12 protein-coding genes are annotated in these 11,711 nt (G+C 54.8%); 5 read left to right on the top strand and 7 right to left on the bottom strand.

Annotation, left to right across the window (positions count from 1 at the left end):
* Positions 1–6: 6 nt before the first annotated feature.
* The 4 genes from FHW74_RS01305 to FHW74_RS01290 are packed head-to-tail and all read right to left on the bottom strand — an operon-like array spanning position 7 to position 4,449.
* The gene (locus FHW74_RS01305; protein ID WP_183168785.1) at positions 7–1,023 is read right to left on the bottom strand and encodes a Gfo/Idh/MocA family protein; all 1,017 of its coding nucleotides are present in this window, start codon (positions 1,021–1,023) and stop codon (positions 7–9) included.
* A 9-nt stretch (positions 1,024–1,032) separates the two neighbouring features.
* Positions 1,033–2,100 carry a Gfo/Idh/MocA family protein gene (locus FHW74_RS01300; RefSeq protein WP_183168784.1) on the bottom strand — a complete coding sequence of 356 codons (1,068 nt, stop codon included), beginning with the start codon at positions 2,098–2,100 and terminating at the stop codon, positions 1,033–1,035.
* The gene (locus FHW74_RS01295; RefSeq protein ID WP_183168783.1) at positions 2,097–3,281 is read right to left on the bottom strand and encodes a Gfo/Idh/MocA family protein; all 1,185 of its coding nucleotides are present in this window, start codon (positions 3,279–3,281) and stop codon (positions 2,097–2,099) included. The genes FHW74_RS01300 and FHW74_RS01295 overlap by 4 nt, the downstream gene beginning before the upstream one ends.
* A gap of 13 nt (positions 3,282–3,294) precedes the next feature.
* Positions 3,295–4,449 carry a Gfo/Idh/MocA family protein gene (locus FHW74_RS01290; protein WP_183168782.1) on the bottom strand — a complete coding sequence of 385 codons (1,155 nt, stop codon included), beginning with the start codon at positions 4,447–4,449 and terminating at the stop codon, positions 3,295–3,297.
* A gap of 190 nt (positions 4,450–4,639) precedes the next feature.
* Here FHW74_RS01290 and FHW74_RS01285 point away from each other — a divergent pair, with 190 nt between their 5' ends.
* Both FHW74_RS01285 and FHW74_RS01280 read left to right on the top strand, forming a co-directional pair.
* Positions 4,640–5,740, top strand: a complete 1,101-nt coding sequence (locus FHW74_RS01285) for a LacI family DNA-binding transcriptional regulator (RefSeq protein ID WP_183168781.1) — start codon at positions 4,640–4,642, stop codon at positions 5,738–5,740.
* 12 nt (positions 5,741–5,752) lie between these two features.
* Positions 5,753–6,613 carry an aldo/keto reductase gene (locus FHW74_RS01280; RefSeq protein ID WP_183168780.1) on the top strand — a complete coding sequence of 287 codons (861 nt, stop codon included), beginning with the start codon at positions 5,753–5,755 and terminating at the stop codon, positions 6,611–6,613.
* 55 nt (positions 6,614–6,668) lie between these two features.
* Here FHW74_RS01280 and FHW74_RS01275 read toward each other — a convergent pair whose 3' ends face one another.
* Together FHW74_RS01275 and gapA are read right to left on the bottom strand one after the other, a co-directional pair.
* Positions 6,669–7,556, bottom strand: coding sequence for a D-hexose-6-phosphate mutarotase (locus FHW74_RS01275; RefSeq protein ID WP_183168779.1), 888 nt, complete (start codon positions 7,554–7,556; stop codon positions 6,669–6,671).
* A 75-nt stretch (positions 7,557–7,631) separates the two neighbouring features.
* Complete coding sequence (gene gapA, locus FHW74_RS01270) at positions 7,632–8,627, bottom strand: glyceraldehyde-3-phosphate dehydrogenase (protein WP_183168778.1); 996 nt, start codon at positions 8,625–8,627, stop codon at positions 7,632–7,634.
* A 346-nt stretch (positions 8,628–8,973) separates the two neighbouring features.
* Between gapA and msrB the strand changes: the two genes are divergently transcribed.
* From msrB to FHW74_RS01255, 3 genes are all read left to right on the top strand, one after another.
* Positions 8,974–9,387: a peptide-methionine (R)-S-oxide reductase MsrB gene (msrB, locus tag FHW74_RS01265; RefSeq protein ID WP_183168777.1), complete on the top strand. Its 414-nt coding sequence runs from the start codon at positions 8,974–8,976 to the stop codon at positions 9,385–9,387.
* 41 nt (positions 9,388–9,428) lie between these two features.
* Positions 9,429–9,707, top strand: coding sequence for a YeaC family protein (locus tag FHW74_RS01260; protein WP_183168776.1), 279 nt, complete (start codon positions 9,429–9,431; stop codon positions 9,705–9,707).
* A 169-nt stretch (positions 9,708–9,876) separates the two neighbouring features.
* On the top strand, positions 9,877–11,028 hold the full coding sequence (locus FHW74_RS01255) for a hypothetical protein (protein ID WP_183168775.1): 1,152 nt from the start codon (positions 9,877–9,879) through the stop codon (positions 11,026–11,028).
* Positions 11,029–11,062: 34 nt separating this feature from the next.
* Here the strand turns inward: FHW74_RS01255 and pncA are convergent, their stop codons facing one another.
* Entirely contained in the window at positions 11,063–11,704 is a 642-nt protein-coding gene (gene pncA / locus FHW74_RS01250) for a bifunctional nicotinamidase/pyrazinamidase (RefSeq protein WP_183169422.1), read from the bottom strand.
* Positions 11,705–11,711: the final 7 nt, after the last annotated feature.

Raw genomic sequence — 11,711 nt, 5'->3', positions numbered from 1 at the left:
CCGCCGTTAGCCCGATACCGTTATCCATTGCCGTAATTGCGATGATTGATAGATGGCTTCAACGAGACGTAATGACTGGCTGGCATCCGCGACGCCGCAATAACTCCCGGTGCCGGGAAAGCGGATCGCCTGGTAGAAATCGCCGATCGCCTGTTGATGGCTGCTGCCCCAGTAACCTTTGGTGCCTTGCGGCACGTCATCACAGGCCAGCTGTTGCTGGCCGAGGGGGGTGATGCGCCACAGGATGTTGTCGCGCAAGGCCAGCGTTCCCTGTTCACAATGAATTTCCAGCGCCAGCGGGGAATCGACGCTGTGGCAATTGGTGGCGTAAAACAGGCCACGCGCCCCGTTCGCCAGTTCCAGCATCGCCATGGCGCTGTCTTCCGTCTCGATGGTGGACGCCAGCCAGCTGCTGTCGGTTACGCCTTTGACCCTGACCACGCCGCCCGCCAGCCACTGCATCAAATCCAGGGTATGGATAGCCTGATTGATCAGTAAACTGCCGCCTTCGGTCGCGAAGCGCCCGCGCCAGCCGCTGTCGAGGTAATACTCCGGCGAGCGCGACCAGGTGAGGGACGCTTTGATACTCAGCATCTTGCCGAGGCGAGCAGCGGCTAACTCCCTGGCCATCGCCTGGCTGGTGGGGTTGTAACGATTCTGATAGCAGATGGCGACCTGCTTGCGGGTGCGCGCTGCAACCCGTGCGATCTCCGCCGCTTCGCAGCTATTCATCGCCACGGGCTTTTCGCAAAACACATGCTTCCCGGCCTGAAGCGCGGCGAGGATCATCTCTTTATGCAGGTAGTGCGGCGTACAGATATGCACCACATCAATCGTCGGGCTACGCAGCATTTCGCGATAATCCTGATAAAAATCGCAGCCGTAATCCGCCGCCCGCCGTTTGCCCCGGGTGATATCGTTATCCACCACGGCCCGCAGCGAGGCATCCGGCAAGCGGCGCAGCGCGTCCACATGGCAGTGGTGAATGGCTCCGCAACCAATAATGGCGGCTTTAATGTTCATCACGCCTCCTTAGCACGCCGCATTAGCCAGCATTTGGGCCTTGATGCACAATTCGGCGGCCTTAAACGCATGCGCCTGGGTCATGGCGTTTTCGGTGCGGTTCAGGCAGTCAAGGATCAGTTTGCCGAAGTAAGGAAACCCGACTTTTCCGGCGACCGGGTAGCGGAACACACCTTCATGGTTCACCAGGTAGACCACGTCCTGATCGCCACGTGTTAAATCGACGTATTTGCGGATTTCGATATAGCCTTTGGTGCCGAGTAGCGTCAGGCGGCCATCGCCCCAGGTAGGCAGCCCATCGGGAGTAAACCAGTCGCAGCGGAAAAACCCTCGTGCGCCGTTGGCGCCGCACAGCAGCGCGTCGCCGTAATCTTCAAATTCGGGATACTGGGGATGGGCAACGTTCAGCGCCTGGCTTGCCACGATCCGCGCGTCTTCGTTGCCGGTGAAATAGAGAAACTGCTCAATCTGATGGCTGCCGATGTCGCACAGCAATCCGCCAAAATAACGCCGTTGATAAAACCACGCGGGGCGGCCTTTCCCTTCGCGGTGCGGCCCGGTTCCCAGGGTTTGCACCACCTGACCAATCGCCCCCTGTTCTACCAACTGCCCGGCGAACACCGCGCTTTCAACATGCAGCCGCTCGCTGTAATAGACCGCGTATTTGCGCCCGGTTTTTTCCACCATCGCCCTGGCGTCGGCAAGCTGATCCAGAGTCGTGAGCGGGGCTTTATCGACAAAATAGTCTTTTCCGGCCTCCATCACTGCCAGCCCCAGCGCGCAACGCTCCGACGGCACGCCAGCCCCGGCCACCAGTTTCACCTGGCTGTCAGCGAGGATAATTTCCAGGGAATCCGCGACGCGCACTTGCGGATAGTGGCGCAGAAATTCCTCGCACTTTGCCGGGTCAGGGTCCCAGACCCACTTCAGCGTGGCGCCCGCCTCAATCAATCCGTTACACATGCCGTAGATATGGCCGTGGTCAAGAGCGGCGGCGGCAAACACGAATTCGCCCGGTTTCACGACCGGCTGCGGTTTGCCGACCGGCGCATAGTTCATCCCATCATTTTTGTTCATGATGTCATTCCCTTATCTAACGCTTTTGCTAATGGAATCGCCTCGGTTTCGCGGAAATTCGCCACCGACGCTGATTTTTGATAAAAACGCGGCGCGCCCCCGGCAATGCCGCCGGTTTGATAAAAGGGGTTGTCGCGGGAGAGGGGGAGCGTCACAACGCTGCGGGTAATGGCGGACTGGTAAATCGCGGTGATCAGCTCCAGCGCTTGCCTCCCCTGGTGGCCATCCACTAACGGGGAGGTGTGCTGTTCGATGGCGGTTAACAGGTCATCAATCTGCCCGCAGTGCAGGGTATAAGGGCGCGGCGCGACGTTATGCCAGGCCTCATTCAGCCTGGCTTCGAGGGTGAGATCCCGGTCAGCCAGCGGGAAACCATTATCTCCCGACTGGCTGGCACACACCTGCCAGGGGGCGGATAAGCGCGCTTTCTCGCCCTGGATAACGATTTTTTGTTCTTCGCCGTGATGAACCACGGAAGCGGTCAACTGCGCCAGCGCGCCGTTCGGGTAGCGGAACAGCGCAGCGCTCAGATCTTCCACTTCGGCATTGTTATGAGCGACGTTAGTCATCATCGCCATCACTTCGCTGGGTTGACCGAGCATCCACTGCAGGGCATCGATATGATGGACCGCGTGGTTGAGGGTGCAGCCGCCGCCCTCTTTTTGCCAGGTGCCGCGCCACCATAAATCGTAATAACAGTGGCCGCGCCACCACAATGAATCTACCTGGGCATGGCAGATTTTCCCCGCCAGGCCGGTGTCGATAACCGCTTTTAGCCGCCACAGCGCATCGGTAAAACGGTTCTGGGCGATGACTGAAAGCAGCTTGCCGCTTGCCTTGCGGGCGGCAAGCATCGCGTCGCACTCTTCCAGCGAGGCGGCCATCGGTTTTTCACACAGCACATGTTTGCCGGCCTGTAACGCGTCGATGGCGATGGCGGCATGCACATAGGGCGGCGTGCAGATATCCACCACATCAATCATGCCGTCCTCTTCCAGCATCTGCGTGTGGCTGCTGTAGACCCGCGCGCCTGTCAATCCATAGCGGGACTGCTTTTCACGCGCCTTTTCCGGGTAAATATCCACCAGCGCGGTGATGACACAACGCTCGGGAAAGCGTAAATACGCCTGGATATGGTGATGGGAAATATTGCCGGTCCCGACAATAGCGATCTTCAACATGGCACCCTCCTGATTACCAACTGCCGGAAGCGTCCAGCGTGCGGCTTACCACCTGTTTCTCCTGCGAATGGGCGATACGCTGTTGCAGCAGCGCCAGGTAGCGTTGCGAGTCCAGAGGCAGCGTGACCCAGTCGTCAGTCCAGGTTGAAAGGTGCATGGCATTGGAGAGGGTTAACCCGCGTATTCCCTCAAGCCCTGGGGCGATGAGCGGGGTGTGGTGCAAAATGGCGTCGGTGAAATTCGCCGTAATCACCTGGTGATCGCTGCATTCCGGCCCGACAGGGACCTGCACCTGCCAGCATTCCGGCTCGCCGAAACCCTTGTCCCAGCGGGCGTTAAACGCCGTTTCCGACTCGCGTAGCCGCCAGAACTGCAACTGACCGTTTTCCACCACCACCTTGCCGCGATCGCCGACAATTTCCAGCCGGTTAGTCCCGGGGGTTTCTGCCACGGTGGTGATAAACACGCCGGTCGCGCCGTTGGCGTATTCGGCATAGGCGGTGACCTCATCTTCCACCTCAATCTGCCGGTGTTTGCCGAACTGGCAGAAAGCGCGCAACCGTACCGGCATGCCGACCAGCCACTGCCAGAGATCGAGCTGGTGCGGGTCCTGGTTAAGCAGAACGCCGCCGCCTTCGCCTTTCCAGGTGGCGCGCCAGCCGCCGGAGTTGTAATAGCTTTGCGAGCGATACCAGTTAGTGATAATCCAGTTCGAACGGCGAATTTCGCCCAGTTCGCCGCTGTCGATAAGATCCTTCACTTTCTGGTACAGCGGGTTGGGCCGCTGGTTATACATGATGCCAAACACCACATCGCACTCTCGGGCGCAGGCGTTCATCTCTTCCACTTGCGCGGTGTACACCCCCGCCGGTTTTTCGCATAGCGTATGGATGCCGCGACGCATCGCCATCATCGACAGAGTGGGGTGGGCGTAGTGGGGCGTGGCGACAATGACGGCGTCGATAAGCCCGCTATCCAGCATCTCCTGCGCATCGCTGAACAGGGGGATGGCGTCGCCCACCATTTGTTTAATCGCCGGATGTTTTTCTGGATTGTTATCGCAGACGGCGGTAAGGCGGGCCTGTTTTATTTCTCCGGCCAGTAAATAACGCGTATGCACGGTGCCGATATTACCGATGCCAATAATGCCAAAGCGTACTTTATCCATTTTTCACCTTTATTATTTTCAGCTGCGGTCAGCCAGAAAATAAAAAATGGCGGCGATGGCGACAAAGCGAATCTCTGATAAATCTCGCAAGGCAAATAAGAAAAGCATTAAGCCGCAAATAAAGTTTTTTAAAATCAGCAAACTGGAACGGCAAAAATTTGCAGAAAGTGATTGAGAGGGAGATCACATTATGTCTGGCAAGCTGAAAATGGATAAAATCGCCGGGCTAACGGGCTATTCCGTCAGTACGGTTTCGCGCGTATTAAGTGGCAAAGCCTATACCAGCGATCGGGCGCGGGAAGCGATTATCCAGTGCGCCCGGGAGCTGGGCGTGCTGGATGAACTGACTTTTGGCCGCTTGCTGATCAAGGGGATTGCGGTATTTGCCCCCGCCCGGACCTTTAATGGCCGGGGCGATATTTTTTATCGCGAAGTGACCAAAGGCATTGCCGACGCCGTGGCGCCCTGGAATGTTTATCTATCGTTTTGCGGGCTCGAAGAGCAACATGCCGACATCGGTTTTTTTCTCGATAAAGTCCGGCACAACGATATTAACGCCATTATTATTATCGGTAATGACGACCCGACAATACGCAAATTGGCGGTCACGCTAAATAAGCCTTGCGTATTGATTAACACCCACGATCGCGAGATGGAATTAGACGCGGTATCGCCCGATCATCGCGCTATCGGTTTTAATGCGCTGAATTATTTATTTGAGCGTGGTCACCGGCGGATAATCACCATTACCTGCCTGCGCCGCGAGACACTGTATGATCGGCTGGACGGGGTGAAAGAAGCGTATCGTTTTCATCATGTGCCATTCAATCCGCAAAACGCGTTGATCGTTACCGAAGGTTTTACCACCGACGAAACCGAACAGGCGTTGCGCGCGTGGTTGGACGCGTGCCCACCCGGCGCGTGGCCGGAAGCGATTTTCCCCGGTAGCGTGGGGATGACCGCTGGCGTAATGCGGGTTCTGGCGCAACGTAATTTGCAAATCCCGCATCAGATATCATTGATGACCACTGATTTTGCCTGGAACCTGGAAAACCTGCTGGATACCCGCGTCAATGGCATCGCGGTCCCTTGCCGGGAACTGGGCGTCGAAGCGGTCCACATTCTACAAAACCGCCTTAACCGCCCTGGCGCGCCGGTTTATAACTTGCTATTGCAGGGCAGAATGCAGGATTACGGAACGGTGGCGCAGGCCACGCGACATGCCGCACGGGCAGAAATCGGCGGCGACAATGGCGTGGGTGAGTTAGGCTTGGAGGATGACCAACGCTAAATAAGGACGTCTATGAACAGCCATCAATTGCGCTACTTCTTTTCACACTCGACGCCCATCCCGGCCATCGGGCAGGGCACCTGGTATATGGGCGAAAACGCCGCGCAGCGCCGCCAGGAAGTCGCCGCGCTGCAACGAGGCATCGATCTGGGGCTGACGCTGATCGACACCGCAGAAATGTACGCCGAAGGCGGCGCTGAAAAGGTGGTCGGCGAGGCGATTCGCGGCCGGCGCGATGAAGTGTATCTGGTATCAAAAGTCTACCCGTGGAATGCCGGCGGCCAGAAAGCCCTGGCAGCCTGCGAGGCCAGCCTGAAACGGCTCGGCACCGATTATCTCGATCTCTATCTACTGCACTGGCGCGGTAATATCCCCTTTGAAGAGACCATTGCCGCCATGGAGTCATTGATGGCGCAGGGCAAAATTGGCCGCTGGGGCGTGTCGAATCTGGACATCGACGATATGCAAACGCTGTGGAAGCTGCAAGGCGGCCAGCAATGCGCAACCAATCAGGTGCTGTACCATCTCGGCTCCAGGGGGATCGAATACGATTTGTTACCCTGGTGCGCTGAACGCCATCTGCCGGTGATGGCCTACTGTCCGCTGGCCCAGGCCGGGCGGCTGCGTGACGACCTGATGCGTAATGCGGTGGTGAACGCTATTGCCCGGGAGAAAAACATTACCGCCGCGCAACTGCTGCTGGCGTGGGTAATCCGCCATCCTGGCGTACTCGCCATTCCGAAGGCCTCGGACATGAAGCATGTCGAAGAGAACGTCGCCGCGCTGGATGTGAAATTAACCGCGCAGGATATCGAACAACTGGACGCCGCATTTGCGCCGCCAGACAGAAAAATGCCGCTGGATGTGGTGTAACACCGCTCCCCTTACTGTCGGGTAAGGACGGCCGGGTAAGGGGAGGGCGTTGAGCTTACGCTTTTTTGCTGACGCGCAGGGATTGCGCCAGGCGAGACGGTTTCTCTGCGCTGGCTTTCTGCGCCAGGGTCGCGCAGGCGGTTTCGACGCACACAAAGGTCTTGTAGCCGTCATCCGGCATATCCGCCATGGCTTTAGACAGCGCCGGGCCTGGGTTCCAGCCCACCACGTTACAGTGGTGATGATGAATTACGTCGATGCTGCGTTTCAGCGCGCCGTCGTGGATCACGCTGCACGCTTCCGGGTTCAGGTACACGCGGTCGGTGCGGTCCGGGAAGGTTTGCACGCCGTCAGCCAGTACGCCTTCTTTGGCGTCGTTCACTTTATCAATGTAGCGATCGCCGAGGCCGCTCACCTTCACTGCGCTGATATCGCCAACGTTGAAGTAGGTGTGCAGCGCGGAGTAGGTTTCAAACTCGCCGTGCGCTTCCAGCTCCATTTCGCAGGTGGCGCCCAGCTTAAAGCGCGCGTACAGGGTGAAATCATGTGGCCAGTACTGCTTTGAAACCTCGCTACTCTGCAATTCAAAGGTGACCACCACGCCGTTTTCATCTTCGTTATGGGCTTGCAGCGTCCAGGGCAGGTTACGGGCGAAGCCGTGGGAAGGCAGATCTTTTTGCGCCGCCGGGCCGAACCACGGCCAGCAAATCGGCACGCCGCCGCGGATTGCCACGCCTTTGCTGAACGGCGTGTTGTCGCTTAACCACAGCACTTCGTCTTCGCCAGCCGGTTTCCAGGAGAGCAGATGCGCGCCCTGTAGGGTCAGCGATGCGCGGGCCTTCGGATGGTCGATCACCACAACATCCAGCTCGTCCATCTTGCGCAGCGAAATCGCTGGCGTGATTTGCTCTACAACCGGCAGTGCGAAAATACGATTTATCATGTCCATCATCCTCTGTTCAGACCAAAAAAAAGGGCGACCATCGTCGCCCTCTCAGGATCAATCGTTCATCTCAACTTATTTGGAGATGTGAGCGATCAGGTCCAGTACTTTGTTGGAGTAGCCAGTTTCGTTGTCGTACCAGGAAACCAGTTTCACGAAGTTGTCGTTCAGTGCGATACCTGCTTTAGCATCGAACACGGAAGTGCAAACTTCGCCGTTGAAATCGGTAGATACAACGTCGTCTTCGGTGTAGCCCAGAACGCCTTTCATCTCGCCTTCAGAAGCGGCTTTGATAGCTTTCTTGATGTCTTCGTAAGAAGCGGCTTTTTCCAGACGAACGGTCAGGTCAACAACGGATACGTTCGGAGTCGGAACGCGGAACGCCATACCAGTCAGTTTGCCGTTCAGTTCCGGCAGGACTTTACCTACAGCTTTAGCAGCGCCGGTAGAGGACGGGATGATGTTCTGAGCAGCGCCACGGCCGCCGCGCCAGTCTTTGTGAGACGGGCCGTCAACGGTTTTCTGGGTAGCGGTGGTCGCGTGAACGGTAGTCATCAGACCTTCGATGATGCCGAAGTTGTCGTTGATAACTTTAGCCAGCGGAGCCAGGCAGTTGGTGGTGCAGGAAGCGTTGGAAACGATGTCCTGGCCGTTGTATTTGTCAAAGTTAGCGCCTTTAACAAACATCGGGGTGTCATCTTTGGACGGGCCAGTCAGAACCACTTTTTTGGCGCCAGCGGTGATGTGTTTACGCGCGGTTTCGTCGGTCAGGAAGATACCGGTTGCTTCAGCAACAACGTCAACACCGACTTCGTTCCATTTCAGGTTAGCCGGATCTTTTTCAGCGGTAACACGGATTTTCTTGCCGTTAACGACCAAGTGACCGTCTTTCACTTCTACGGTGCCGTCGAAACGACCGTGAGTGGAGTCATATTTCAGCATGTAAGCCATGTACTCAGCGTCTAACAGATCGTTGATTGCAACGATTTCGATGTCAGAACGAGTTTGAGCAGCACGGAAAACAATGCGACCGATACGGCCAAAACCGTTGATACCTACTTTGATAGTCATATATTCCACCAGCTATTTGTTAGTGAATAAAAGGTTGGTTGTAAAATTACAAAAACCTTACGCAGCGTCAAGCGGAATCGTGTCAATCATTGCGACAAATCAATCTGCTGAACAACCTTTGCGCGAATAACACGTCAAACATTTCCTTTTGTGCTGCCATCCCACATGGGGACGCCGCGGGACATTTTAAAGAACAACGAGATCAAATTTGTGATGCAAATCACAAACAACCCGCTGCCGTTTACCTGGCACTAAGTTTAGATCAAAAGTTCGCACCGTACTGTTAATGTTTTGTTAGAATCTGGCAGATAATGTGATCTGTTTAACCCTGTCGAGAAGTGAACTTATGGCTAACAACATCTCCCCGGAAGATCTGAAGAAAACGCTGACCGATGTGCAGTTCTATGTTACTCAGCAACATGGCACCGAAGCGCCATTTACCGGGCGTTTGCTGCATAATAAGCGCGAAGGCGTTTACCATTGTCTGGTGTGCGATGCGGCGCTGTTTCACTCGCAAACCAAGTATGATTCGGGCTGCGGCTGGCCGAGCTTTTTCGAGCCGGTGAGCGAAAACGCGATCCGCTATCTGAATGATTACTCACACGGGATGCAGCGCACTGAAATCCGCTGCGGCAACTGCGATGCGCATTTAGGCCACGTTTTCCCGGACGGCCCGCAGCCGACCGGCGAGCGTTATTGCGTAAATTCCGCCTCGCTAAGCTTTACCGATGATGAGAACGGCGCGCAAACAAAGGGCTGAAAAATCGATTCAGCAAACTATTCCAGTGGAGCAGTGCGAAAATGAACATTGATGACCTGATTAACAGCATGACGCCGGAAGTATATCAGCGGCTGGTCACCGCCGTGGAGCTGGGAAAATGGCCCGACGGCGTGGCGTTAACCGACGAGCAAAAAGCTAACAGTATGCAACTGGTGATGCTGTGGCAGACGCGCCACAACCACAACCCGGACCATATGTCGATTGGCACCGACGGCCAGATTGTGATGAAGAGTAAGCAGCAGTTTAAAGAAGAATTCGGGATTGTTCCGCCGACGATTGCGAAGATTAAGCCTCAGTGATCGGCGCCTTGCTATTAATCGATGTAGATAGCAAGGTAACGCGTTTGCGTCCCGTCATCTAAAGCTTTATTGGATCGCTTGCCCTGTTAGCGTTAGTTGATTCCTATTTTTTTCTTTCGTAATCGCTTTTCCTTTACGGGTAGATATTCTACCCGCAGGAGGAGCGTTTATGTCTGATACATGGAAGTACCTGTTAATACCTGAATTATCTGTAACATGGATTAATTTTTTGTGGTTGGGAATGTTGCTGTATTGTTTCGTATGGTTTCCCTGCCGTTGCCGACGTGACAACAAAAATGGCCGGGCGACGAATAATGAATTTATTCCTGAACACTATCCAGAGGGATTTCTGGCGTACATTTTAAACGGGGGTTATTCTAAAGCACATTTTTTTGCCGACTGCGTTGCTTTATTCATAACTAATAAATCGGTTCTTGAAGAAAAGAACTCTGCGCTGTATATCGAGTGGGGGGGAACGCCGGAATCGTTATCTGCTATGAAGCATAATTTTTTTCTGGCAATGCAAAATCACCTTTTTCCTCAACGGCGGACAATTGAAATCAACGGTAATGAATTTCAGCCACTGAGGGATCTGCACCAGGAAGTCTTAACAACGTATCGAAATGCAGCGTCCAGATTTTTCATTCCTGGCTCCGTCTCCCTTGTATTGGGCTACCTGTGTACCATGGTGATGGCATGTTGGATGGGAATAGGTGTATCACAAGGGTTAGGCTATGCGATTTTTTTACTTTATATCATGGTTATCCCGTTAATTCTTATCTTTATTTCTGCGATTAACAATAGTAATCCTCGTCATGAAGCATTCACGCTTAATATGGTTATCATTCCGCTGCTGATATCAGGGCCATTCACTGCCTTTGCCCTGTATTCTATTAATAATGATGATTTTATTCTGCCATCAGGCAGCATCTACATCTCATTTGTCTGTTCGTTGATGGGTTGTTATTTTCAGACTTATCAAGTCAATCATACCGATGAAGGGAAAAGAATTTTACCAGATATTCAGAATTACTTCGCCAGTCAATTTTATAACCTGCATTGCTATAAGCCCAGCTCGCCGAAACAGCAGTTTCCGGATATAGAAACCTTACTCCCTTATGCGATCAGTCATAACTATTTGAGCACATGGAGCAAGACGGTTGGAAAACTGATGCGCAATAAAAGCGATAAACCTTACTGGGTCGGGCAATATCAATACGCAAAAGTTGAACGTTATAAGCAGATTTTCGATAAAGCATTATCATCAGAATCCGATAACGCCACTATTGACACGGACAGCGGCGGTAGTGACTCAGATTAATTTAAACAGGCCCGGACGATCGCCGGGCCCCCTGTCACACCTGCGTTTCCAGCCAGTCATCCAGGGTATACAGCGTCGCGCCTTGCGCCGCCATTTCCATAAATGCATGGGCGCTGTCCTGCGCAGCCAGATTTACCCCCCGGCAGCCGTCGGTGATCACGTTGACCGTGTAGCCGAGCTTTAAGGCGTCCAGCACCGTAAACTTCACGCAGTAGTCCGTCGCCAGCCCCATTATCACCAGCTCTTTGATGCCGTGATGGCGCAGCCACTCGTCCAGGGCGGTTTTCTGACGATGCTCGTTATCAAAAAACGCGCTGTAACTGTCAATTAACGGGTTTTCGCCTTTGTGGAACACCGCGTCGATGGCCTTCTGGTTGAGCAGCGGATGCAGCTCGGCACCCTCGGTGAACTGGACGCAGTGATCCGGCCACCAGGTTTGCGGGTAACCGTCCAGCTCGCCCTGGGTAAACGGCTCGGCATTATGCTGGCTGGCGAAACTGCCATGATCCGCCGGATGCCAGTCCTGGCTGGCGACAATCGCGTCGCCGCGCGTGCGGCTCCAGTCGATCAGGCGATTGGCGATATCCACCGTGCTGTCGCCTTCTGCGACCGCCAGCGCGCCGCCTGCGCAAAAATCGTTCTGTAAATCTACCAGCAGCAGCGCGCGCTGGGTCATGATGGTG

This window comes from Atlantibacter sp. RC6, from assembly GCF_014193285.1.
In the GTDB taxonomy this organism is placed as follows: Bacteria; Pseudomonadota; Gammaproteobacteria; order Enterobacterales; family Enterobacteriaceae; genus Atlantibacter.
Note: the sequence above shows the minus strand (reverse complement) of the source record. Positions and strands in the feature narration are given on the sequence as shown.

What these genes read in the sequence shown, in the direction of transcription:
- FHW74_RS01305 (WP_183168785.1), bottom strand. Translation starts at nt 1,023, where the DNA reads ATGAACATTAAAGCCGCCATTATTGGTTGCGGAGCCATTCACCACTGC.
- FHW74_RS01300 (WP_183168784.1), bottom strand. Translation starts at nt 2,100, where the DNA reads ATGAACAAAAATGATGGGATGAACTATGCGCCGGTCGGCAAACCGCAG.
- FHW74_RS01295 (WP_183168783.1), bottom strand. Translation starts at nt 3,281, where the DNA reads ATGTTGAAGATCGCTATTGTCGGGACCGGCAATATTTCCCATCACCAT.
- FHW74_RS01290 (WP_183168782.1), bottom strand. Translation starts at nt 4,449, where the DNA reads ATGGATAAAGTACGCTTTGGCATTATTGGCATCGGTAATATCGGCACC.
- FHW74_RS01285 (WP_183168781.1), top strand. Translation starts at nt 4,640, where the DNA reads ATGTCTGGCAAGCTGAAAATGGATAAAATCGCCGGGCTAACGGGCTAT.
- FHW74_RS01280 (WP_183168780.1), top strand. Translation starts at nt 5,753, where the DNA reads ATGAACAGCCATCAATTGCGCTACTTCTTTTCACACTCGACGCCCATC.
- FHW74_RS01275 (WP_183168779.1), bottom strand. Translation starts at nt 7,556, where the DNA reads ATGATAAATCGTATTTTCGCACTGCCGGTTGTAGAGCAAATCACGCCA.
- gapA (WP_183168778.1), bottom strand. Translation starts at nt 8,627, where the DNA reads ATGACTATCAAAGTAGGTATCAACGGTTTTGGCCGTATCGGTCGCATT.
- msrB (WP_183168777.1), top strand. Translation starts at nt 8,974, where the DNA reads ATGGCTAACAACATCTCCCCGGAAGATCTGAAGAAAACGCTGACCGAT.
- FHW74_RS01260 (WP_183168776.1), top strand. Translation starts at nt 9,429, where the DNA reads ATGAACATTGATGACCTGATTAACAGCATGACGCCGGAAGTATATCAG.
- FHW74_RS01255 (WP_183168775.1), top strand. Translation starts at nt 9,877, where the DNA reads ATGTCTGATACATGGAAGTACCTGTTAATACCTGAATTATCTGTAACA.
- pncA (WP_183169422.1), bottom strand. Translation starts at nt 11,704, where the DNA reads ATGACCCAGCGCGCGCTGCTGCTGGTAGATTTACAGAACGATTTTTGC.